We start from the raw sequence: 23313 nt of genomic DNA, 5'->3' as shown, positions 1-23313 counted from the left end.
AGGTCAGCGGGCGGTGACGTCTTCGGTGGCTGCCGCTGCGGGGACTGACTTGTCGCCGGTGTCCAGAGGCGCAGAGTTCTTTGGGCCGCGCAGGGCGACGTAGACGAGCAGGGCGGCCATGACGGCGACGCCTGCCCACATCGCCTGCTGCCAGCCGTCGACGAAGGACTGCTGAGCGGCCTCGACCAGATCCTGGGCGTGGCTGCCGGTACCGGGTGCGATCTCAACCGCGTTGGCGATGCCTTCGCGTGCGGTGTCGGCGGCTCCTCGGGGGATGCCGGCGAGTTTGCCGTCGATGGCGCCGCGGTAGCCGCCGGCCAGGAGGGCGCCGAGCAGGGCGACGCCCAGAGCGGTGCCGAGTTCGCGGGTGACGTCGTTCAGGGCGGAGGCCACGCCCTGCTTGGCGCGGGGCAGGGAGCTGGTGATCGCCTCGGTGGACGGGGTCATCGCCAGGCCCATGCCGATGCCCATGGCGAGCATGCCGGGCAGGATGGAGAGGTATCCGCCGTCGACGGAGACGAACAGCGCCATCAGAGCGAGGCCGAGGGCGGACAGGGCGATGCCGACGCTCATGGTGGAGCGGGCACCGGTCTTGGCAGCCATCTTGGGGGCCAGCCCGGAGGTGATCATCATCATGACGGCCATCGGCATCATCGCCACGGTGGACAGCAGCCCCGACCAACCGAGGACGGCCTGGAAGAAGGGGAAGAGGACGACGGCGATGCCGGCCTGGACGCCGAAGACGACGAGCAGGGTGACGGAGCCTCCGGCCAGGCCGCGCTCGCGGAAGAGGCGTACGTCCAGGAGCGAGGCATCGCGCCGGCGCAGTTCCCATACGACGAACACCGCTGAGGCGATCACGCCGACGGCGAGGCCGGTCAGGGTGACCGGGTCGGTCCAGCCGCGCTCGGGGCCCTCCTGCAGTACGGAGATCAGCCCGACGACGGCGACGACGGAGAGCAGCGCGCCGACGGAATCGAAGGGGTGCGTGGTGTCCTCGCGGGAGTCGGGCACCGACTTGAACGTCATCACCAGGGCGACGGCGCCCAGGACGACAGGCAGCACGAACAACCACCGCCAGTCGGCGACGTCCACCAGCAGGGCGGAGAGGAACATGCCCAGGATGCCGCCACCACCGGCGACGCCGGTCCACACGCCGATGGCCTTGCCACGCTCCTCCTCGGGGAAGGTCGAGGTGATGACGGACAGCGTGATCGGCATGATCATCGCGGCGCTGACGCCGGCGGCCACACGGGCACCGATCATCACCGCGGCCGAGGGGGCGAGTCCGGAAACGACGCCGGACGCGCCGAAGACGACAAGGCCCGTGATCAGCATGGGTTTACGGCCCAGCCGGTCGCCGATCGCGCCGAGCGGCAGGAGCAGGGCGGCCAGGGCCAGGGTGTAGATGTTGATGATCCACAGGACGGTGGTCTGGGAGGCGCCCCACTCGACGGCCATATGGGTCTGGGCGACGTTCAGCCCCGACACCGAGGCGATGACGGCCATCAGCGCGATCGAGACGGTGACCAGGATCGCGCGGAGCTGCCGCGAGTCCGGCGCGTCCCCGTCGCTCGTCTGCTGAGGTGGCTGGTTGATGCTCATGTCTTCCTTCCGAAAAGGGCATACGGGCTCGGCGCCGGAACAGGTCCGGTCGCGAAGGGGGGGAGAGATGGAGCGGGGCACCGGCCGCGACCACCACGAAGAGTGCTGCCGCGGCGAGGGTGCGGCAGGTGTCAGGAGGCGGCGGTCCCGGCCGAGGCGGAGGTGAGGGCCGCTTCGGTGTCGGCGGTGGCGAGGACGGCGTTGATGTGGGCACCGGCGAGGGCGCCGGCCGCAGCGGCGGCGCCGACCTGGGCGGTCGGATCGGTGGCGTTGCCGGCCACCCAGACCCCGGGGACGTCGGTGGTCCCCGCCATGGAGGAGGAGAACCGGCGCCCCATGGCGTCGGGCAGGTCCTCCATCGGCAGCTTCAGCCCGTCGAGGCCCTCGGTGCGGGCTTGCATCCGCGTGGCGACGGCGATCACCCGCCGGGCGACAACCGTTCCGTCGGCGAGCCGCACCCCGGACAGCGCGCCGTCCTCGTCGACGATCCCGGTCACCTCGGCGTCGATGACGCGGATGTTGCGGGCGGCGAAGCGGGCGCGGGTGTCCCGGTCCACCTGCGTGCCGTTGGTGAAGTAGACGAGGTCGTCGGTGAGCTGGCGGAACAGCAGTGCGTGGTGGAGGGAGGCGGGGCCGGTCGCGAGGACCCCGATCGGCTCGTCGCGCACCTCCCAGCCGTGGCAGTAGGGGCAGTGCACGACGCCGCGCCCCCAGTGTCCGGCAAGGCCGGGCACGTCCGGCAGGACGTCCCGCAGCCCGGTCGCCACCAGCACCCGGCGCGCGCTCACGCTGCGGCCGTCGGCGAGCGCGAGGGTGAACCGCAGATCATCGGCGACCGGTTCTGCGGGCTCGACGGAGGCGACCTCTCCGAAGACGATCCGCCCGCCGTAGTGGCGGACCTGCTCCCGGCCGCGCGCGAGAATCTCCGACGGCGCGGTGCCGTCCAGGACGATGAACCCGTGCATGGCCTCGGCCGGGGCGTTGCGCGGCGTACCGCTGTCGACGACGAGAACGGAACGCCGGGAGCGCGCGAGCATGAGCGCACCGTTCAGACCGGACGCACCACCGCCGATCACCACGACGTCCACCGTGCCACCGGGCCAGGAATCGCTGCTGTAGTACGAGGTCTGCGCAGGCATGTCGCGCCCCTTTCGTTCAGGCCCCCGGTTCTCCATCCGGCTCCGACACTAGGCGCGATTTGCGGCCAAGGCATACACTGTTGCCTATGACGCAAGAAGATGCGCTGGACGGCCTCGTACGCAAACGCATCCGCGCCCTGCGTGTCGCGCAGGGCTGGTCGCTGGAGGACCTGGCCACCCGGGCCAAGCTGAGTCAGTCCTCGCTGAGCCGGATCGAGAACGGCCAACGCCGTCTCGCCCTGGATCAGCTCGTCACCCTCGCCCGCGCCCTGGACACCACGCTCGACCAGCTCGTGGAGAACGCCGCCGACGATGTCGTCGTCAGTCCGATGATCGATGGCGCCCACGGCCTGATGCGCTGGCCGATCAAGGGTGACCCCGGCATGAGCGTCATGCGGCAACGGATGACCGAGCCGCCGCCGGACAACCCCGCCCGGATGCGCGCCCACCCGGGCCGCGAGTTCCTCGTCGTACTCTCCGGCACCGCCATCCTGATGCTCGGCCACCGCCGCTTCCGCATCGAGACCAATCAGGCCGCCGAATTCCCCACGATGATGCCGCACGCGATCGGAGCCGAGGGCGGCCCGTGCGAGATCATGGGCATCTTCGACCGCGACGCCCGCCGCGGCCACCGCGACACCACGGAAGCGCCCCGCCAGTAGGCGGCCTCCGCCTCGCCGAGCAGCCCCGGCCCTGGCGATGGTCGCCGGTGCACCGGGGCTGCCGCCGCGCATGTGTCCCGTACGGCTCAGCCCGAGACGCTCACGGCCCGGCCGTAGCCCACGGTCGTGATCCGGTGCGCGGACTTGAGGTAGTAGTCGTCGGACTCCGGCAGCGCGGTGTCCAGGCAGCTGACGTACCGGTTGAACATGCAGAAGGATGCCGCGATCAGCACGGTGTCGTGCAGGTCCGCGTCGCTCGCGCCCGCCCGCCGGGCTTCCGCCACCGCCTCGTCGGAGACGGCCCGGGCCGCCGCCTGCACCTCGGCCGCCACGGCGAGCAGCGCGCGCAGCTTGGCGCCGATGGGGGCGGTCGCCGGGTCGGCGAGAACCGCGTCGACCAGCGCTTGGCCCTCCACCAGCTGCGCGGCGGCGAAGGCGGAGTGCGAACCGGCGCAGAACGGGGTCCGGTTGAGGTGGGAGACGTACGCGGCGATCAGCTCCCGCTCGCCCTGGGGGAGCGAGGCGGGCGCCCGCAGCAGGGTTTCGGCGAGGTGGTTCAGCGGTGCGGCGGTGTCGGGCCGGTTGGCCATCAGGCCGGTGATGCCGGGGAGGTCGTTGTCGAGCGCGATGTGCGTCAAGGGAAGTCCTTTCGCGGCGAGGTCGGTGTGCAGGGGAGGGGCGAAGGGCGCCTGGGCCCGTGAAACCGGAGCGCCGGCGCCCGGCATCAGGTGGAGGAGAGAAGCAACTGCCGGAGTTCCGCTGTACACATCATGTAGCCGTCAGGCGCCGGCAGATGTTCGAGGTAGTGGTCGAGGTCCGATGCCAGGGAGAAGACCCGCACCGGGGTGCCCACGGCGCGGGCGGACTCCACGACACTGCGTACACCGTCCAGGACCGCGGGGTGGCGGGTTCGGTAGGAGTCGGCGACCAGATGGTTGCCCCGGTCGGCGGCGAGGTAGAACTGCACCAGGTCCTTGAGTCCCACGAACAGCTCACTGGCGCCGGCGGCACACATCGCGGATGTGGCGTGGACAGCGGAGGGCGTCTCGACGAACGCGGACAAGGGCGTGCCATCGGGCAGCGCAAGATGCTCTCTGAGCTGCGCGAACTCCGTCTCGTCGCTGACGAACGGCACCGACAGCCCCACGCGTTCCGCCTCGTCACCAAGGCGTTTGCGCAGGGTCGCCAGCACCGTGTGGAGCGCGTCACGGTAGCCGGTGGAGCCGCGTAACCAACGCGCACCGTGCAGACCCATCTCCGGGTTGGGCTCGACGGCGACGGGGGCGGTCTCGGTGACGTCGGCCGCGTGGTCGGAACGCAGGTCGAGCATCCGCAGGACGAGTCGCTGACCGGGCAGAAGCGCGGTGACGCAGTCGCAGAGGCGTTCGCCGATGGCCTGCCCGTACGCGGTGATGGCCGCGGCGTCGCCGGCCATGGCGTCCAGCGGGCGCAGCCCCAGTGCAAGGCAGAGGAACTCCTCCCGGATGAAGAAGGACTCCACCCGTGCGGCACGGGGGCCGCAGGAGTTGATGGCCGTGATGTCCTGCAGGTCCGCGATGACGGCACACGCCGAACCGATGGCGTCCAGGCGGGAGTTGTCGGTTTCGGGCAGCGGAGCCGTCCGCGGTGCGACGACGATCGACGCGCTCTCCAGGTAGAGCGTCACCTCGCCGATCAGGTCGGCGAGGTCGGCCTCGTCCACACGGAGGACGGGAATTCCCCTGCCGCGACACAGGGACTGCATGTGACCGGTGAGTCCGCCGGAGCCGCACACCACGGCCCGCGAGGCCACAATGGCGTCGTAGAGCCCCGCCTCCAGGGAAGACGCGACGAGGATGGCCCCCTCCTGTGCGCTTCGTGATCTGTTGCAGGTGCCCCGGAGAACACTCTCGGTACCGCCGGCCAGCAGTGTCCCCAGGATCCTTCGCCCGTTCCCGTTCAACTATTCCTCCGGAAGTTCGGCTTGCTCCAACCCCAATTGCCGACGTAGCTGTCGTGGTGTCACAGAAACGTTGTTGAGCCGTTCCACAGCCACCCGGTTGACGACCGCCCTGATCAGGCGTTCATCGCGGGGGACGCCCGTAGGAAGCACGGGAAGACCGCCCATGGAGCGAATGCGGGCGTGCAGACGGGAATCCAGCGCTTCCCTCCTGTTGCGTTCGCGGCTGGCGAGCCTCCGTACTTCCAGTTCCACAGACTCCTCCAGCGCTCCCCGAACCGCTTCCTCCGGGTTGCTGACATAGCTCCTGTACTGGGGGTGCCGTGCGGCGAGCTGGTGAAGGCCGTCCCGCCGCAGTTCAAGCTGTTCGACGACGTGGGCGGCGACGGCGACGGAATGGTTCTTGATGGCCGCGAGGTTGAACGCGAAGGCACCGGTCCGACCGTGCCTGACGATCTCGTCGCCCTCCCTCGGCACACCGACGGCCGAGATCGGCCCGGCCGGACTCGCGTGGGAGTCCAGCAGAGTCCCGCACTCGTCGACCTCCACGCCTCGTCCGGTGCGTGCGTGAGGGGTCGCGACGCCGCTACGGACGAGGCTGCGCCAGAGCGGATGCCCGACCTTGGCGTAGTCGGACTCCCTGCCGAAGTTCGACACCACGAGGTCTGCCTCGAAGCTGTGCCGCTCATGCTGAGCGGCCAAGGAGACGGTCAGCCGCCCGGACGGCGCGGGGGTGATCTCCTGCACCCGGCCGCCGACCAGTTCCACGCGCCCGTCCTCCGGGCGCATCGCTCGCTCGATGATCTCCATGGTGTACTCCACAGCCCCGACCCGCAGGGCCGCGATGCCGGTCGAGAACTCGTCCAGCAGACAGCGCAGTTCCTCGCTCGGAATGAAGTCGATGGCCTCGGGAAGGTACGGTTCCCAAGCCTTCGCGACCCGTTCGGCGACGACCACGGAGTCGATCTCGGGGTGCTGTTCCCTGACGGACGAGCACGCCTCCCGCCAGGCAGTCCTGACACGGGCAAGGAATTCCTCGCGCCCACGATAGGGCTCCATCAGGATGCCGGGGCGCGGCAGCCGCACGACTCCGTGTTCGTGGGTGCCGGGGTAGGTGCGGAACAGCGTTCCGGATCGGGAAACCAGGCGTACGGGGCCGGTATGCCCGTTGCGCAGCAGCAGTCCGGCCGTGTCGTACGCGCTCAGCACGGAGCCCACGATGACCACAGAGGCATCCGCCGGGAGCGCGGTCAGTGTGCGGATGGCGGAGGCGGAGTACGGGTTACGGATGAACAGGGGGTGACCCGCGACGCAGGCCGCGAAGGGCGGCTCCCTGAGTTCGAGCCCGGTGGCGAGAACGACGTGGTCGGCGTCGAGCAGCAAGGTGTCCGGGAGGGCGCCGGGGCGCAGTCCCTCGGTCACATGCGGAGCGAGACCTCGCACGGTCACCTCGAAGCCGCGGTCGCAGCGGCGCGCATCGAGCGCTTCACCGTCCGCCTCGACGAGGACAACCCCGGAACAGGACTCCCGAGCGGCCTCCGCCAGCCGGTCGTCGAGGTAGTCCTGGAAGATGCGGCGAGGGGCGGGGCCCTGCTCCGTGAACTTCCAGGAGGCCCAGCGCCGAGGCCACTTCCGACGGTCGGCCTCCTGGTTGGCCCAGTTGACGAAATCGAGCACATCCTCGCGGAACACCGACATCCGGCCCGCCTGGATATTGAAGACGTAGTCCCAGGGATTGCCGTCACGGTGGTAGGCCACTCCCGCCGAGCGGTAGTCCGCCCGCCGCTCGAGCAGGATGATCTCCAGCGGCCGTCTCGCGAAATGGAGCAGCCTGATCGCTGTGGCCGTGCCGGCCAGGCCCGCCCCCACAACAAGCACCCTGGGGCGCGCGCCCGTCTTGCTCATGAAGCCTCCCCGCCGTCCCAGGGAGCGCCCGTGCGCCGGCGGTCGCCGTCTTGGTCGACGGGAAGTCCCCTGTGCGGACATCAACTAGATGGAGATACCGAGGTGTTGTGCGTACTTCTGACGCCGGAACAGGGCCGTGCACGATCGTGGCGCCGACGATACCCGAAGACACCGCACGCCGAGCGGTGAAGAGGAGAGGGCTGGCGGGGTGAAGCGGAACCCCTGAGGGCAGCCGGCAGTTGCGGTCCGTCGCGGAAAGGGTGTTGGTGTCGCGCACTCCTCCTTGGGGACGAGTGCGCTTCGTGATGGTGTCTGTTTGGATCGATGATTGGAGGGTCGGGTTCGTCAGGTTCCTTTGTCCGGTCATCTCGTGCAGGAGGCGGACTTTCGCGGAGCAGCTGCCAGGATTGACCCGTCGGTATGGTCGGCGGATCGAGCGGCTGCGATCAACGCTGGCCGCGGTTGGGCTCGCCCTCGCCGGTCGCGCCGGTGCCCGCATGGCGAGCGTAATCGGCGATTCCATCAGCCGCAGCACAGTACTGCGGCTGGTCGAAGCGTTACCCGACCCCGAAGTCCCGGCCCCGCGGGTAGTCGGCGTCGATGAGCACGCGACCTGCAAAGGGCGCCACTACGGGACCGTCCTGGTCGACGTCGAAAGCCGGCGTCCAATCGCTCTGCTGCCCGGCCGGGAGGCGTCCAGCCTGGCCGCTTGGCTTGTGAAACGGCCCGGGGTGGAGGTGATCTGCCGCGATCGTGCACCGTTCTTCGCCGAAGGTGCGACGGCCGGGGCACCACAAGCTGTGCAGGTCGCGGACAGGTGGCGCCTTTGGCACAACCTGAGCGAGGCCGCGGAGCGATGCGTCGCAGACCACCGAGGATGCCTGCAGATCCTGGCACCGGATCCAGCTCAGCCTGCCCGCGAGGCGAAGAAGCTTGAAGATCCCTCCGGCTCGCCCTGGCCGAGGGGACACCGCTTCGCTGACCGCACCCGTGTGAACTACGCGACCGTCCACGAACTGCTGGCCGCCGGGCTCAGCCGGAGGGCGATCGGCCGCCAACTCCGGATGACCTCCCGCACCGTCAAGCTCCTCGCCGACACAGCCACCCCGGAAGCCCTATTCCGCGGCAGCGGCAGGGCCGACCATCCAAACTCGACGCCTTCAAGCCCTACCTGGATGACCGCTGGAACCAGGGCTGCACGAACGCCTGGACGGTGTGGGAGGAGATCGTGCCGCTTGGCTATCAGGGCAGCTACCAGCGCGTTCGCGCCTACTTCCGGGAGAAGTGACTCTCGCCTGGCCCCGTCACGGCTCCGCCACCGTCACCCCGCGTCGTCGCCGGATGGATCCTGCGCCAGCCGGAGACCCTCACCGAGACGGAGCACCTTCGACTCAAGGCCGTTCTGGTCCACTGCCCTGAACTGGACGCCCTCACCGACCACGTCCGCTCCTTCGGCCAGATGCTCACGGAGCGCCAGGGCGAACGGCTACCGCAGTGGCTCGACGCCGTCCGGCAAGACAACCTCCCCCGCGTCCACACCCTCGCCGCAGGCATCGACCGCGACCGCGATGCAGTCATCACCGGTCTCACCCTGCCCTGGAGCTCCGGCGTCGTCGAAGGACACGTCAGCCGAATCAAGATGCTCAAACACCAGATGTTCGGCGCACCGGCTTTCGCCTCCTCCGCAAGCGCGTCCTGCTTTACTCGTGAACCGCAGGTCAAACCTTTGTGGCGGCCAATTGGACCTCCCCGTCCCCCGCCGTCTGATGGGGAAACAAATGACCACGAGGCCGGTGAGGGTCAGTGATTTGATTCGCGCTCGTCATCCATCTTGTTCGGCGGTTCCTGCGACGGCCGGACCGAGATCGGCGGGGAGATGACGCATTGCCAGGGCGACGGCCTCTTCGGCTGTGGCGGCCTCGCCGAGAACATCATCGGAGAGCGGATGCCTCTTCACGCGGAATAGTCTGCCTCTGTGTGACGGGACGATGGCGACCTCATCGCGGAACGGGTATCCAGTGCAGGAGCTGAAACCGAGCGTCCAGTGGCTGGAGAATACATAGAGCTGTCGCAGTCGTGGTTCTGCATGAGCCGCTTCCACGAGTTCGCCGAACCCTGTGAAATCCGGTTCCTCGGCAGCCTGCTCCCGCATTGTGCGCCACTGCAGCTCCACCACCGCGGCCGCCCCGCGTTCGTGAGCTTCGGCGCGCTTGCTGGAACGCAGAAACGACAGCTCCGCCCGCAGCTCCCGCAGGCTCCTGCCCTGCCCCCATGCCGCTCCGGCTCTGACGACATCCGACAGGTCGGACGTGGCTCCGGTGATGAGTTCGACTCCTTGACTCCAGCCGGAGACACCGAACCAACGGCTCTCCGCCCCGATGTGAACGGATAGCGGCTTGCGCTCAGGGACCGACGAGGCAATGCCCGCCGAAACGAGTGGGCCCCAATCGCCGGATACCACCGTGAGATCGGCACCGAGTTCGGCCGCCAGGTGTTCCAGCGCTGCGGCCAGGCTGCCCGCAGCAGCCAGATCAGGGTAGAGGTCAGAGTCCGCCTTCACAGTCTGCCGTTGCGACGCCACCAAGGGAACGGCGATTAGGCGTTGCAGCGAAGCCGTGACCTGCTGGGGGACCGCCTTCATGCCCGTGTACTCGTCTCTGACTCACGCCTTGGCCGAGGCCTTGGTCGATGTCCTGTGGTTCATCGAGGGGAGTGAAGAGGAGTAGATGGATCAGGACGACGCCGTCAAGGTGATGGAGGGCGTCGCTCACCTGGCCGGCAGGCTGTCGAGCGAGCAACGGAGTGAACTGCTCGATCTCCTCGGGACGATGGCCGAGAGTGAGTCCGACCTCGCACACCGGGAGTTCCTGGAAGGGTTTCAGGAATGCTTCGGGCTCCTTGATGATGCGGTCCGACCTGCGCATCACGAGGAGAGCAGAACGCACTCACGGAGGAGATGGAAGCCGGTCCGGCCGAACATCTGGCGCTTGAGTATCTGGCCGCAGGGGACAGGCTCCGCACCTTTCTGATAGCCGAGTGCGCACAGGGCCGGGAGATTGAGCCTTTCCCTGTAACCGGTGGGCACCGACCGCGACGGTTCGGCTCGCGGTGCCACTCTGTCTCTGCACTCAAGTCCGGGCAGACGTAAGGCCCCTGATAGGAACGATCTTGCGACAGAAAGATCCGACCGAGGGGCCTCACGTGTCGACCAGCGTCACATACACCGCCGTGCTCGATGCGCGACGGTCCACCGCCGAGCATCTGGCCCGGCTGCTGCGAGGCCGTCGGGCTGAGATCGGCACCAGCAGGGGACAGCGTGCGCTGGGCTGCTTCCGGCAGGACGTGCTCGTCCTGCGCTGGTTCGTCGACGGTACCCGCCTGGCCCAACTCGCCTGTGACAAAGGCATGTCGACCTTCACCACCTACCGGTACCTGCACGAAGGGCTGGCCGTCCTGGCAGCCGGGGCACCAGATCTCGACACCGCGCTGCGGCGGGCAAATGAGGCAGGGCTGACGCATCTGAATCTGGACGGCACCGTGGTCCGCACCGACCGTGTTGCCGCAGTCGGCCCCAACGGCGCGGACCTGTGGTGGTCCGGGAAGCACCGGCATCATGGCGGGAACGTGCAGGTCATCTCCACCCCCGACGGTTGGCCGCTCTGGGTCTCGCCGGTCCGTCCGGGGCGCGAGCACGACACCACCTGTGCCCGCCATCACGGCCTGATCGACACCCTGAACGCCCTCGCCGCCGATCTGGGCGTCCCGACCCTGGTCGACCTCGGCTACGAGTACGCCGGCGACGGCTTTCGCCACCCGGTCAAGAAGCCCGCAGGCGGCATACTGACCGAGGCCCAGCAGACCTACAACAAGGTCATCCGGGATGTCCACGGCGTGTGCGAACGCGCCAACTCTCTGCTCAAGACCACCTTCAAAGCTCTGCGCCGGGTCAGCCTCGACCCAGCCGCATCACGAAGATCGCCGCCGCAGCCCTCGTCCTGCTCCGACTCGAGATGGCCGAGCCGTCTGAACGATCACGCAACGTCGTGATCCATTACGGGGAAGGCTCACTACCTGCCGAGTCGGAGCACAACAGCCACATACAGGCTCACAGACATCGTCAGCAGCAGAAAACTGACAAGCGTGTGGACGACGAGACCTCGCCCCGGGGCAAGGCTGAGATGGGCCCGGGCCGCACGGCTCACCCTGGGCCCGGGGACATCCCGCGCGGCGTTCGCGTCCGCTTTCTCGATCGCTCGTCGCAGCTTCCTTCGGCTTCTCTCGGTCGTGATGCCGAGGCGCACACCATGGGCGTCGCGCACCACGAGGGCGCGGTATGCGCCGCCGTACGAGAAGGTCGTCAGCAGCCGGACCGTGGCGATTCGGTTCAAGTCGACGGACCGTTCGCCGGTCAGGGTGCGCGCGGTCAGGCTCGACGACGAATGCCGGAACGGGGCCTGCTCCTTGCACAGTTCGGGGAGGAGGACGAAGCCGACGATCGCGCACAGCAGGCCGAGCACGATCGGTGTGCCTTCGGGGACCGCCCCCGTCCGGGCCAGTCCGTAGGCGCCGAAGGGCAGCAGAAGGACCGTCACCGCCAGGCCCGATCCCATACGCGCACGGGCCACGCTGCGGGCCGCGACTGCTTCCATTGTTGCTTCCCCCGTTTCTGCCGGCAGGCACCATCATGCATGCGCGGCAGATCTTGCCGCATTGCCGGTGTCCGGCAATCTTCGGCACGGGATCCGCCGGGACAGAGCCTCGCTAGGTTGCGCCAGCGCAGACCGCGAACTTCGGATACACGATCATCACCCGGTACTCCCAGGAGGGCGAGCTTCTGGGCAGCGCGCAGTTCCGCACCGATGGCGGGGACGAGGGAGACTCGGGCGTCGCAGACGGCGGTGACATCGGCTTGTGTGTCCTGCCCGACGGGGTCCTCGCCATCACCGCAACGCCGGACAACACCACGCTCGTCGCTCCGGACCTGAGTCGGATTCTGGCCGTCTACGACTCGAAGGACGGGCGACCCTACCGCGAGTTCACTCCGGGCGAGGGCAACCCCTTCGCCGGGTCCATCAGCGTCACCCCGTCGGGCCGACTGCTGTGCACCCTCGCCGAGTACGGCGTGTGGGGGTACGGCAACGTCCTCACCAACCTCGTCGGCATCGCCGAGGGAGCCTTGACCGCCGAATCCAAGCCGGCCATCCGCGCGCTCGCTTCGCTCGACCCCGAACCGGCACGCCACAGCGCCGTCGACCTGCGCCCCCACGCCACGTACCAGGGCGCCCCTGTCGGCATGACGAACCGCCCCCGCCCCGCACTCACCGAACTCGTCGCCGCCGAGGACCGCCTCTCGGGCTGGAACCGGTCCCACCTCGGCCGCCCGGTCCCGCTCTCCGACAACCTCTTCGTCGTCCCCGCTTACGCCAAGACGTTCCGAGGTGGCAGCCGGGGCCAGCCCTTCGTCTTCGCCCTCGTCAACGACCAGGGCGAGATGACCGGACGACTCCACGGCCTGCATGAGTGGCGCGACTCGCCCTTCACCGGCTTCTGCTTCAACCTCGCCGCCGACCCGCACCGCGGCCACGCCTTCCACCTCAACCGCTACGGCCTCTACGCCTGGAACGAGGCAGGAGCACTCCGCGCCAAGCTGGACACCGACACCAAGGCGTTCAAGGCACTGACCCACTTCACCCTCGGCTCCTGCGCGCCCAACGGCGACCTGCTGTTGGCCCACACCAAACAGCACCTGATCCTGCGCATCCCCGCGCCGGACGACCTGACCGACCTCGCGGCCGCGGTCGAGGAGGCATTGCGGGCGTACGCCCGACAGCGCACTGCCCTGAAGAAGCAGTGGGGCCCGGTGAACTGGCACTGGACGCACTCCGCACCACTCCACCGGCTTTGACCATCCCAGCGGCGGCCCTCCAGCCGCCCTTCCCGCCCGGGGCCCGGTTCTGTCCCATCCCCGCTCAAAGGCCCCAGTGCCCGTCTCGGCCCGAACCGACCTGGCCCTTTGCCGCGTTCGATCGTTTCGGTCCGTAGCGAAGACCCGCCTCCCGAGCCAGCCGTCGGTGCCGGTCATCCCGTCGCCAAGCGCCGACGCCGGCATCACCGGTTCGGGGTTTCACCCTCGCGGGAGCACGGAGTTGGACAGGGTCGATACCGGGAATCACTCATCGTCGCCCTGGGCAGCGGCATGTACATGCACGAGACCAGCGACTGGCGGGTCTACGACGGCCACGTCGAGCACCGGGCCGTTCCCGTCCCGAAGGACGTCACCGCTCTCCTCGGCCGACTACGCGAGCGCCTGGAGAGTCTCGCCTACGATGCGCCCCTGGCCGCGCTCCGAGCCGTCGCCGCTCCGGAGCACGCCACCGCCGAGGCTGCCGCGGCCGCCACGTATGCGGCCCGGGCCGACGACCAGCCAGGGGGCGTCTTCGCCGCCGGCCTCGGAGCCCTCCTGGATAGCCCCGCTCACCGGGCTGGCCCCGCGTCAGTTCGCCAAGCCGGTCACCGCCCTCCGGCGTGGGGGTGCCGATTTGGTGCGCAAGGGCCGGCCGGGGTGAGCGGGCAATGGCGCTGGTCAACCAGCATGCCGTAGATCATTTACGGGACAAGGCCTAGGATCTGCCCCCGAACTCGTACGCGTGGGGGAGCGGCAGTGACGACCGACGTGACGCCCGAACTGGCCGAGGCGATCCAGCGTGGCTACGAACGGCGCGACCGGGCGGACATGGCCCCGACGATCGCCTACTTCGAGGCGCTGCTCGCCGAACACCCGGACCACCCGGTCCTCGTGTACGAGGTGGGCGGCGCCTACGACACCGCCGGCCAGGAGGAGACCGCCCGCGGCCACTACGAGCGCGCGCTCGCCCTCGGCCTCGACGGTGACGTCCTGCGCCGGTGCCTGTGCCAGTACGCCAGCACCCTGAGATGGCTGGGCGAGCTGGACGAGTCGCTGGTGGTGCTCGACCGTGCCCGCAGGGAGTTCCCCGACTCCGATTCCGTACGCGTCTTCCGCGCCCTGACCCTCAATGACGCCCAGCGGTCGGACGAGGCGGTGGCCGAGCTGCTCACCGTAGTCACCGTCCACGCCGAGGCCACCGACCTCGGACGCTGGGCGGCCGGGCTGCGCGGCCTCGCCCAGTGGCTCGCCGAAGGCCGTCCCGACTAGGGCCTGGCGGCGCCGAGCCCGTCCGGGCTCGGTTCAGCGCGGCGACGCCCGGTGACCCGTACGCCGGCACTGCCGGCCCCGGCGGAAGAGGCCTGACATCCTGCGCGTACCCAGGACGTCAGGCCGTTGGCCGTTCGTTCGGTGCTCGCTACCGGGCCCTGGGTCCGGGGGCGGGCGGGGTGCGCGGTCGCAGGCGCTCCCCCTGCGGCCCGAACATGATCAAGTACTCGACCGGGCCACCGGGGCCGGCGTTCGCGACCCCATGCGGATCGCGGGTGTCGAACTCGGCGACGTCCCCGGCGCTCAGGACGAGGTCCTGGTCGCCGAGTGCGAGCCACAGCCGCCCGTACAGGACGCACAGCCATTCCCAGCCGCCGTGGGAGACCTGCCGGGGCCGCGCGGGCGGCTCCTGAACGGCGGGCAGGACGTGCTTGTGGGCGTGCAGGCCCCCGACGTACCGGGTCAGCGGCAGCACCACCTTGTCGTCGCCGGAACGCTGGAGCGCGGGGGTGCGGGGCCGGGCGGCGGGAGCGGTGCCGGCCAGCTCGTCCAGGGAGACCCCGTACTCCTTCGCCAGCTGCAGCAGCACTTCCAGGGTGGGCTTGCGTCGGCCGGTCTCGATCCGCGAAAGCGTGCTCGGGGAGATGCCGGTCGCGCAGCTGACGCCGGTGAGCGTGGAGCCGCGGTCTTCGCGTGCGGCCCGAAGCCGGGGGCCGATGGCCGCCGACATGTCGGCCAGGTCATCGTCCGTCACCCGCTCCGCCCCCTTCCGGACGTGTCACTCCGCCATCCTGTCCTGCAAGTTTGCCAGATTGGCAAGGGTGATCGCGGCGGACGGCCGCTTCGCCGCATGATCGATGCGTACCCGCGTCCACTCGCGAACCGAGAGAAGATCCCATGCAGCCCGAGCCGTCCGCCACACTCCGTCACCGCACCGTCGAGGCCCCCGCCGGACGCCTGCACCTGGTCGAGCAGGGAACCGGCCCGCTGGTCCTGCTCGTGCACGGCTTCCCCGAGTCCTGGTACTCCTGGCGCCGCCAGCTCCCGGCCCTCGCCGCAGCCGGCTACCGGGCGGTGGCGCTCGACGTGCGCGGCTACGGCCGCTCTTCCAAGCCCGCGGAGACCGATGCCTACCGGATGCTGGACCTGGTGGAGGACAACGTCGCCGTCGTGCACGCACTCGGCGAGGAGAACGCGGTCGTCGTCGGCCACGACTGGGGCTCCAACATCGCCGCCACCTCCGCCCTGCTCCACCCCGAGGTCTTCCGGGCCGTCGCCCTGCTGAGCGTCCCGTACGCCCCACCCGGCGGCCCCCGCCCCACCGACGTCTTCGGCCGGATCGGCGGCCCCGAGCAGGAGTTCTACGTCTCCTACTTTCAGGAGCCCGGTCGCGCCGAGACGGAGATCGAGCCCGACGTGCGGGGCTGGCTCGCGGGCTTCTACGCCGCCCTGTCCGCCGACACCATGCCCGCCCAGGGCGAGCCCGACCCACACTTCGTCGCCCACGGTGGCCGACTGCGTGACCGTTTCCCCGCCGGCGTCCTCCCGGACTGGCTGACCGAGGACGACCTCGACGTCTACGCCGGAGAGTTCGAGCGCACCGGCCTCACCGGCGCCCTCAACCGCTACCGCAACATGGACCGCGACTGGGAAGACCTCGCCCCCCACCACGGAGCCCCGATCCAACAACCGTCCCTGTTCATCGGCGGCACCCTGGACGCCTCCACCACCTGGATGTCCGACGCCATCGAGGCCTACCCCACCACCCTCCCCGGCCTGACCGCCTCCCATCTCCTGGAGGACTGCGGCCACTGGATCCAGCAGGAACGCCCCGAGGAGACCAACCGTCTGCTCACCAGCTGGCTCAGCACCCTCACGGGCTGAACCGCCAGGCGCGGTGGCGGCGTGCCCCGCCGAGCAGTGAAATGCCGGCGTCCGTGCGCAACGTGATGGGCACTCGGTGTCCGGTCGGGCTACCTGCCGTACGGTCTGCTCGCGAGGTCGCCGCCGAGCTAGAGTGAGTCAGTCGCGAAAAGCGAAGTCCCGCGGGCTCTTCCGCAGGACATCGTTCATACATCGATGCAGATGGTTCTCATCGTTGAGCGTCTCCTCGCCGAGACCGGGCACCCGCCCTCTCCCGGCGCCGACCACCGCCGACGCGAGTCGGCGTCAATCAGGAGCGCATCATGAACAAGACCATCGCCGTCATCGGAGCGGGACCGGGCGGCCTGACGCTCGCCCGAGTGCTTCAGGCTCACGGCATCGCCGCGACGATCTACGAGAGCGAGACCTCGGCGACGACCCGTGCGCAGGGCGGCCTGCTCGACATCCACGAAGAGACCGGGCAGATCGCACTTCGGGCCGCCGGCCTGTACGACGAGTTCCTCACCCTGGTCCGCCCGGGCGAGGACGCCAAGCGGGTGGTCGACCACCGCGGCACGATCCTGCTCGACGTGCCGGCGGACCCCGGCTCGTCCCGCCCCGAGGTGGACCGCGGCGAACTCAGGCGGATGCTCATCGACTCGCTGGCGCCCGGGACGATCAAGTGGGGGCACAAGCTCGCCTCGGTCCGGCACCGTCCAGAGGGCGGCTACGAACTCACCTTCTCGGACGGATCCGCCACGCGCGCCGACATCGTCATCGGCGCGGACGGCGCCTGGTCGAAGGTCCGCCCGCTGCTCACCCCCGTCCGGCCCGCCTACAGCGGAACCTGCTTCGTCGAGATCGCTCTCGCCCCGGACGGCCGGAACAACCGGGCGCGCGTCGCCGCGATCGGCAGCGGCACGCTGATGGCGGTCGCACCGGGCAAAGGCGTCATCGCCCATCGCTACACCGACGGGCACGTGCGCGGATACGTGGCGCTGAACAAGCCCGAGGACTGGATGGGGTCGATCGACTTCAGCGACCCGTCCGCGGGCCTCCGCCGGATCGCCGACGAGTTCGACGGATGGTCGCCGCTGCTCACCGCCTTCGTGACGGAGAGCGACGCGGAACCGTGGCTCCGGCCCATCCACGCCCTCCCCGCCGGACTCGCATGGGACCGAGTGCCCGGCGTGACGCTCGTCGGCGACGCCGCTCACCTGATGTCGCCCTTCGCAGGCGAGGGCGCGAACCTCGCCATGTACGACGGCGCCGACCTGGCCCGCGAGTTGGTCCAGCGACCCGACACCGAGGCCGCGTTCACCGCCTACGAGGAGCGGCTGTTCCCGCGCAGCGGCGACGCCGCCGGCCGCTCGGCGCGCAACCTGGAGGTCTTCTTCGGCGCGGAAGCACCGCGGAGTGTCGCCGCTCTGTTCGACCGCTCCCATCACGCCGGGTGGCCGAACGACCGGGGCACTCACTGAAAAGTGCATGGCTGTAACTTATTGTCATGACGTTCTCGCCACCGCTTACGGGACCGCCCTCGGCGCCGCGGTACACCCCTGAACTGCGTCGCGGGGAGGTCGACGTGGCTTCCGGCGCCGCACCGCCGTCCCAGCCCGACTTACGTCACCGGCTCAGCGGTCAGGACAGGACGGCCCTCGGGGAGTATCCGAACGGAAATCAGCGGTAGCGGAGCGATCTTGATTCCGGTTCGGTGACGTGACCGTTTGCCTGGTCAGCAGGCTCTACGTTCCTGGTCATGCCTGTTGAATATTTGTCTGCTCAGCAAGTTTCCCACTACGGCCGGTTCGCCACGGAACCCTCACCCGGGGAGCTGGAACAGTTCTTCCGCCTGGACACCAGGGCCCTGGAGCTCGTTCGGGCGAAGCGCCGTTTGGCTACGAGGTTGGGGTGGGCGGTGCAGTGGGGCACGGTGCGGATGCTCGGCACTTTCCTGAGCGAGGACCCCATGGCGGTACCGGCCTCCGTGGTGCGGTTCGTCGCCGAGCAGCTCGGTCTCGATGATGAGCATTTCGCCGAGTACGGGACGCGCGCAGACGGTGTACGAACACGCGTGGGAGATCCGCGACACCTACGGCTACCGGGACTTCGCGGCTGGGGAGGCGGAGCTGCGGGAGTTTCTGGTGGCGCGGGTGTGGTCGTCGCTGGAGGGGCCGCGGGCCCTGTTCGACCGGGCGGTGGTGTGGCTGGTGAACAACCGGGTGCTGCTGCCAGGTGTGACGTCGCTGGCCCGGACGGTGGCCGCGCTCCGCCAGGAGGAGAACGACCGGCTGCACGCCGCGCTGTACGAGGTGGTGCCGTACGAGCTGCGGACCGAGATGGTCCGGCTGCTGGAGGTGCCTGAGAAGAAGCGGGTGTCGGAGCTGGAGCGGCTGCGGCTGGGCCCGATGCGGGTGTCTGGAAAGGCTATGGAACTGGCCCTGGACCGCGCCCGCGAGGTGCGGGGTCTGGGGGCTGGCGCGGTGGACGCCGGACGGGTTCCGGCCGCGCGGATGACAGGGCTCGCCCGGTACGGGCTGACCTCGAAGGCGCCGACGTTGAAGCGGCTGGAGGTTACGCGGCAGACTGCGACGCTGCTGGCGACCGTGCGGCATCTGGAGACCGCGACGGTGGATGACGCGCTCGATCTGCTGCATGCGCTGATGGCCACCAAGCTGCTGGCGAAGGCCGAGCGGAGGGCAACGACGCCAAGCTCAAGGTTCTGCCCCAGTTGTGCAAGGCCGCGAAGAAGGTCGCCGCAGCGGTCGACGTGCTGATGACGACGCCGCCCGCGACCGACACTGGCGAGCTCGTCTCCGTGGCCGACGCATGGTCTGCAATCGAGCAGGTCGTGCCGCGCGAGCAACTGGCCGAGGCGCTCGCCACCATCGCCTCGGTGGTCCCGGACATCGACGGGGACGAAGACGCGGGAGGCGGGCCGAGTTGGTCGCCCGCTACGGCACGGTGCGTGGCTTCATCCGTCTCCTGGTCGAGGTCATCGACTTCGGCGCCACCGAAGCCGGCGTCCCCGTTGTTCAGGCCCTCAAGCGGCTCCCGGATCTGGTCGGCCGCAAGAAGATCGGCGCCGAAGAGGTCGCCGCCGATCTGGTGACGGGCTCGTGGCGGCGGTTGGTGTTCGCCAACCCCAACGTGCCGCACGGCTTGGTCGACAAGGCCGCGTACTCGTTCTGCGTCTTGGAGCATCTGCACCGATCGCTGCGTCGGCGGGACGTGTTCGCCAAGGACGGCGACCGCTGGGGCGACCCCCGCGCCAAGCTGTTGGCCGGGGAGAAGTGGACAGCCGCCGAGCCGAAGGTGCTTGCCGCGCTCGGTCTGGAGAGCGAACCGGCCGGACACCTCGCCGACCTCGCCTCCGCTCTGCACGCTGCGTACGTCCAGGTTGCCGCCGGGCTGCCCGGGAACACGGCGCTGGAGGTAGTGGGCGGGAAGTTGAAGCTGGGCAAGCTCGGCAAGGCGGAGGAGCCCAAGCTCATGCCGCCGTTCCGGCAGCTGGTCAACGGCATGCTGCCGAAGGTCGACTTCCCCGAGCTGCTGCTGGAGGTCGCCGAGCTGACGGGGATGGCGGACGCGTTCACGCACATCTCCGGCGCCGACTCCCATATGGAAGGCTTCACCACCAGTTTGTGCGCCGTCCTGCTGACGGAAGCGTGCAACGTCGGGTTCACCCCAGTCATCAAGCCGGACGTCCCGGCGCTCAGCCGGGGCCGTCTGGTTCAGGTCGATCAGGGTTACTTCCGGGCGGAGAACATTTCGGTGGCGAACGGCCTGTTCATCGAGGCCCAGGCAAAGATCGACGTCGTGAGGGCGTGGGGTGGCGGCCTGGTCGCCTCCGCCGACGGGGTCCGCTTCACCGTGCCCGTGCAGACCCTGTACGCGGGTTCGAACCCTCGGTATTTCGGGCTGCGGCACAAGGGCGCCACCTGGTTGAACGTGGTAAACGACCAGGTGATGGGGCTGGGCGGGGTGGTCGTGCCGGGCACGCTGCGCGACTCGCTGTTCATTCTGGACGCCATCCATGCCCGCGACGGCGGCCCGAAGCCGGAGACCGTCGTCACCGACACCGCGTCGTACTCCGACATCGTCTTCGGCCTGTTCGCGATCTGCGGCTACCAGTTCTCGCCCAGGATCGCCGACATCTCCGACGCCCGGCTGTGGCGGAGGAACACCGCGGCCGACTACGGGCCGCTCCAGCCGGTCTCCAAGCACACCATCCGCTTGGACCGGATACGCGCACACTGGGGCGACATGCTCCGCGCGGCAGGCTCCCTGACCCTGGGCGAGGTCTGCGGACACGACCTGATCCGCATGCTCTCCCGCGACGGCAAACCGACCGGGCTCGGCGACGCGTTCGCCCACTACGGACGGATTTTCAAGACCCTGCACCTTCTCCAGTTCGTCTCCGACGAGGGATACCGGCGCATGATCGGCGCCCAGCTCAACGTCACCGAGGCCCGCCATCGCCTCGCCCGGAAGATCTTCTTCGGGCACCGCGGCGAACTGCGCCAGCACTACCGCGAAGGAATGGAGGACCAGCTCGGCGCCCTCGGACTGGCCCTCAACTGCGTAGTCCTGTTCAACAGCCTTTACATCGACGCCGCCGTCAAACAACTGGCCGCTGACGGCTTCCCCGTCACCGACGAACTGCTCGCCCGGCTCTCCCCACTCCAGTACGACCACATCAACTTCCTCGGCCGCTACGTCTTCACCCGGCCGGCCGCGCCGGGGCTGCGGCAGCGGTCGTCCGCCGATGACCGGTGGTTCGGTTTCCCGAACCCCCGATTCGGGGGTGGGCACGATCGATCGCCGTCCTCCGCCTGCCGAGGATGAGGACGTGACTGAGACGGCGACGGATATCGGGACGGGCACAACCGTCCGAGCGGAAAACCTGCACCGTGAGTACGGACGCGGCGCCGCCGCCGTGCGGGCGTTGCGCGGGGTGTCGGTAGCCTTTGCGCCTGGAACGTTCACGGCGGTGATGGGGCCCTCGGGCTCTGGCAAGACCACTTTGCTGCACTGCCTGGCGGGGATGGACCGACCCACTCGGGGCTCCGTCTGGTGGGGCGGTACTAAGGTGTCCCGGCTGCCCGAGCGACGGCTGGCGGCACTGCGGCGCAGTCGCGTCGGGTTCGTGTTCCAGGCGTTCAATCTGATGCCCGCGATGACGGTCGCGCAGAATATCGAGCTTCCCGGCCGACTGGCCGGCGAGCGGCACGACCGGGGCCGGGTGCTCGACGCGCTCACCCGGGTGGGACTGGCCGGGCGCGAGCGACACCGGCCAGGGCAGCTGTCCGGTGGGCAGCAGCAGCGGGTGGCCATCGCCCGGGCACTGGTCTCCCGTCCTCCGGTGCTGTTCGCCGACGAGCCGACGGGCGCGCTCGACCGGACCACCGGCCACGAGATCCTCGCCCTGCTGCGCGCCGGTGTGGACGAGGACGGCAGGACCTGCGTGATGGTGACCCATGATCCGGTGGCCGCCGGGTACGCGGACCGGGTGCTGCTGCTCGCCGACGGCGTGGTGGTGGACGAGCTCGACCGACCCACTGCCGCCCAGGTCGGCGAATGCCTGAGCCAGCTGGGTGGGGGAGGGCAGTGACCCTGCTCGCGCTCGGGCCGATGCGCCGCCGTCCAGCTGCCTTCGTCGGTCTGGCAGTCGCGCTCTTTCTCGCCGTCGCCACCCTGACGTTGTTCGGCTCGCTGTTCGCCGCCGACACCACCACCCCTGCGGTAGCCCGGAAGGCGACGACCGGGCCCAGCCTGATGGTGATCGCCGGCGCCTTCGGTGAGATCGCCGTGCTGGTAGCGTTCTTCGTCGTGGTCAATGCGCTGGGGTTCGCGCTCCGCCAGCAGCACCGGGAGCTGGCCCTGCTGCGCACCATCGCGGCGACACCCCGCCAGGTGCGGCGTCTGGTCCGTGGCCAGGTCGTCATGACCACGCTGTTGGTGACCGTGCCGGGCGGGGCCGTTGGCAGCGCGGCGGCCCAGAGCTTCCTCACCGAGCTGCAGCGGCGAGGGATGGTGGCGCCGGGAGTGTGGGTGCCGGGGACCCCGATACCGATGCTCGTGGCACTGGCCATCGCACTGGCCGTCGGCCTGGCGGCCTCGGCCGTGGCGGCGCGGCGGATCTCCCGGATCCCGCCCGCGGCCGCCCTCACGGCGAGTTCGACCGAGCAGGGGCGGACGGGTGTACTGCGTCTGCTCGCCGCAGTCGGCGTGCTGATGGGCGGCGGCCTGCTGCTTCGGCTGGCCGCGTCGCGGCCGGCGGAGCAGGTCGACAAGGCGGGGCAGGCGGCGTTGCTCGGCTCGCTGGTGCTGCTGGTCGCGGTCGCTCTGGCGGGGCCGCTCGCGGCGCGCGTCCTGGCGGCCGCGCTGGGCACACCGGTACGAGCGCTGGCACCCGGTGCGGGATGGCTGGCCGACGCCAACCTGCGCGGGTACGCGCGGCGACTGTCGTCCGCCGTGGTACCGGTCGCACTGCTCGTGGGCCTGTCGGGCACCATGCTGATCATGACAAGTACCGCCGAGCACGCTGCGGGCGCAGCGGCGTCCAGCGTCACTTCCGCCACGGACGTCTGGCTGCGTCAGGTCGAGTTGGCGCTGCTCGTCTGCTTTGCCGCCGTCTCCACCGTCAACACCCTGGTCGCCGTGACCGCCGAACGGCGCCGCGAGTTCGCACTGCTGCGGCTGGTCGGCGCGACGCGGTCGCAACTGCTGCGCATGCTGACCGCGGAGGCGGTGCTGACTACGGCGGTGGGCGTCCTGCTCGGCGCGGCGGTCGCGGGCGCCGCGTCGGCGGCGTTCAGCACGGCGGTGAGCGGGTCGCCGTTGCCGTCCCTCCCGGTAGCCGGCTGCTGGTGGATCGCCGCGGGCGCGACGGCGCTGACGGTCCCCGGCATCCTGGCCACGGGCCTGCGGGCGGTTCGCGGTCCGGCGGCGGAGCTGGTGGGAGGTAGCCGTGACTGAGCGTGGCGACGGGCCGGCTGCCGAGGGTACGGCCTGCGAACAGAC

General features: G+C 69.7%; 19 protein-coding genes and 3 pseudogenes. 13 read left to right on the top strand and 9 right to left on the bottom strand.

Annotated features, from left to right (window positions below; genetic code table 11):
* Positions 1 to 3: 3 nt before the first annotated feature.
* Positions 4 to 1605, bottom strand: a complete 1602-nt coding sequence (locus AMK18_RS30295) for an MFS transporter (RefSeq protein ID WP_073865298.1) — start codon at positions 1603 to 1605, stop codon at positions 4 to 6.
* A gap of 131 nt (positions 1606 to 1736) precedes the next feature.
* Positions 1737 to 2744 (bottom strand): NAD(P)/FAD-dependent oxidoreductase, encoded by a 1008-nt coding sequence (locus AMK18_RS30290; RefSeq protein ID WP_073865297.1) that lies wholly within the window; start codon positions 2742 to 2744, stop codon positions 1737 to 1739.
* 86 nt (positions 2745 to 2830) lie between these two features.
* On the opposite strand from AMK18_RS30290, the gene AMK18_RS30285 reads away from it, so the two are divergent.
* Positions 2831 to 3406, top strand: coding sequence for a helix-turn-helix domain-containing protein (locus tag AMK18_RS30285; RefSeq protein ID WP_073865296.1), 576 nt, complete (start codon positions 2831 to 2833; stop codon positions 3404 to 3406).
* A gap of 86 nt (positions 3407 to 3492) precedes the next feature.
* Here AMK18_RS30285 and AMK18_RS30280 read toward each other — a convergent pair whose 3' ends face one another.
* The 3 genes from AMK18_RS30280 to AMK18_RS30270 form a co-directional block, all read right to left on the bottom strand.
* On the bottom strand, positions 3493 to 4044 hold the full coding sequence (locus tag AMK18_RS30280) for a carboxymuconolactone decarboxylase family protein (protein WP_073865295.1): 552 nt from the start codon (positions 4042 to 4044) through the stop codon (positions 3493 to 3495).
* An 86-nt stretch (positions 4045 to 4130) separates the two neighbouring features.
* On the bottom strand, positions 4131 to 5348 hold the full coding sequence (locus AMK18_RS30275) for a putative PEP-binding protein (protein WP_073865294.1): 1218 nt from the start codon (positions 5346 to 5348) through the stop codon (positions 4131 to 4133).
* Positions 5349 to 7250 carry an FAD/NAD(P)-binding protein gene (locus tag AMK18_RS30270; protein ID WP_073865293.1) on the bottom strand — a complete coding sequence of 634 codons (1902 nt, stop codon included), beginning with the start codon at positions 7248 to 7250 and terminating at the stop codon, positions 5349 to 5351.
* A 305-nt stretch (positions 7251 to 7555) separates the two neighbouring features.
* Here AMK18_RS30270 and AMK18_RS35620 point away from each other — a divergent pair.
* Both AMK18_RS35620 and AMK18_RS35390 read left to right on the top strand, forming a co-directional pair.
* Positions 7556 to 8053 (top strand): annotated as a pseudogene (locus AMK18_RS35620) (transposase); the annotation flags it as partial.
* A gap of 542 nt (positions 8054 to 8595) precedes the next feature.
* Positions 8596 to 9057, top strand: a complete 462-nt coding sequence (locus AMK18_RS35390; RefSeq protein WP_107422375.1) for a transposase — start codon at positions 8596 to 8598, stop codon at positions 9055 to 9057.
* A gap of 15 nt (positions 9058 to 9072) precedes the next feature.
* Here the strand turns inward: AMK18_RS35390 and AMK18_RS30255 are convergent, their stop codons facing one another.
* Entirely contained in the window at positions 9073 to 9891 is an 819-nt protein-coding gene (locus tag AMK18_RS30255) for a DUF6193 family natural product biosynthesis protein (RefSeq protein ID WP_241836675.1), read from the bottom strand.
* Positions 9892 to 9976: 85 nt separating this feature from the next.
* Between AMK18_RS30255 and AMK18_RS35385 the strand changes: the two genes are divergently transcribed.
* Positions 9977 to 10279 carry a hypothetical protein gene (locus tag AMK18_RS35385; RefSeq protein ID WP_241836674.1) on the top strand — a complete coding sequence of 101 codons (303 nt, stop codon included), beginning with the start codon at positions 9977 to 9979 and terminating at the stop codon, positions 10277 to 10279.
* Positions 10280 to 10451: 172 nt separating this feature from the next.
* Positions 10452 to 11260, top strand: a pseudogene (locus AMK18_RS30245) (HARBI1 family protein); the annotation flags it as partial.
* Between the two features lie 57 nt (positions 11261 to 11317).
* On the opposite strand, the gene AMK18_RS30240 reads toward AMK18_RS30245, so the two are convergent.
* A complete protein-coding gene (locus AMK18_RS30240; protein ID WP_073865292.1) occupies positions 11318 to 11899 on the bottom strand; it encodes a hypothetical protein in 582 nt (193 codons plus the stop codon).
* Positions 11900 to 12159: 260 nt separating this feature from the next.
* Here AMK18_RS30240 and AMK18_RS30235 point away from each other — a divergent pair, with 260 nt between their 5' ends.
* Positions 12160 to 13155, top strand: a complete 996-nt coding sequence (locus tag AMK18_RS30235) for a hypothetical protein (RefSeq protein ID WP_073865291.1) — start codon at positions 12160 to 12162, stop codon at positions 13153 to 13155.
* 390 nt (positions 13156 to 13545) lie between these two features.
* Here the strand turns inward: AMK18_RS30235 and AMK18_RS34995 are convergent, their stop codons facing one another.
* Positions 13546 to 13728, bottom strand: a complete 183-nt coding sequence (locus AMK18_RS34995) for a hypothetical protein (RefSeq protein WP_198957123.1) — start codon at positions 13726 to 13728, stop codon at positions 13546 to 13548.
* A gap of 183 nt (positions 13729 to 13911) precedes the next feature.
* Here AMK18_RS34995 and AMK18_RS30230 point away from each other — a divergent pair, with 183 nt between their 5' ends.
* Positions 13912 to 14424: a tetratricopeptide repeat protein gene (locus tag AMK18_RS30230; RefSeq protein ID WP_073865290.1), complete on the top strand. Its 513-nt coding sequence runs from the start codon at positions 13912 to 13914 to the stop codon at positions 14422 to 14424.
* A gap of 148 nt (positions 14425 to 14572) precedes the next feature.
* On the opposite strand, the gene AMK18_RS30225 is transcribed toward AMK18_RS30230, so the two are convergent.
* The gene (locus AMK18_RS30225; protein WP_443333239.1) at positions 14573 to 15178 is read right to left on the bottom strand and encodes a helix-turn-helix domain-containing protein; all 606 of its coding nucleotides are present in this window, start codon (positions 15176 to 15178) and stop codon (positions 14573 to 14575) included.
* Positions 15179 to 15321: 143 nt separating this feature from the next.
* Here AMK18_RS30225 and AMK18_RS30220 point away from each other — a divergent pair, with 143 nt between their 5' ends.
* From AMK18_RS30220 to AMK18_RS30190, 6 genes and pseudogenes are all read left to right on the top strand, one after another.
* Complete coding sequence (locus tag AMK18_RS30220; protein ID WP_073865289.1) at positions 15322 to 16308, top strand: alpha/beta fold hydrolase; 987 nt, start codon at positions 15322 to 15324, stop codon at positions 16306 to 16308.
* Positions 16309 to 16610: 302 nt separating this feature from the next.
* Positions 16611 to 17768, top strand: a complete 1158-nt coding sequence (locus tag AMK18_RS30215; protein WP_073865288.1) for an FAD-dependent oxidoreductase — start codon at positions 16611 to 16613, stop codon at positions 17766 to 17768.
* A 278-nt stretch (positions 17769 to 18046) separates the two neighbouring features.
* Positions 18047 to 19064, top strand: a pseudogene (locus tag AMK18_RS34555) (DUF4158 domain-containing protein).
* Positions 19065 to 19230: 166 nt separating this feature from the next.
* Positions 19231 to 21135, top strand: coding sequence for a Tn3 family transposase (locus AMK18_RS30200; RefSeq protein WP_073865286.1), 1905 nt, complete (start codon positions 19231 to 19233; stop codon positions 21133 to 21135).
* 4 nt (positions 21136 to 21139) lie between these two features.
* Positions 21140 to 21901: an ABC transporter ATP-binding protein gene (locus AMK18_RS30195; RefSeq protein WP_073865285.1), complete on the top strand. Its 762-nt coding sequence runs from the start codon at positions 21140 to 21142 to the stop codon at positions 21899 to 21901.
* On the top strand, positions 21898 to 23268 hold the full coding sequence (locus AMK18_RS30190; RefSeq protein ID WP_107422373.1) for an FtsX-like permease family protein: 1371 nt from the start codon (positions 21898 to 21900) through the stop codon (positions 23266 to 23268). The genes AMK18_RS30195 and AMK18_RS30190 overlap by 4 nt, the downstream gene beginning before the upstream one ends.
* Positions 23269 to 23313 lie beyond the last annotated feature (45 nt).

Source organism: Streptomyces sp. CB01249, from assembly GCF_001905735.1.
In the GTDB taxonomy this organism is placed as follows: domain Bacteria; phylum Actinomycetota; class Actinomycetes; order Streptomycetales; family Streptomycetaceae; genus Streptomyces.
This window is presented reverse-complemented; position numbering and strand designations above follow the sequence as displayed.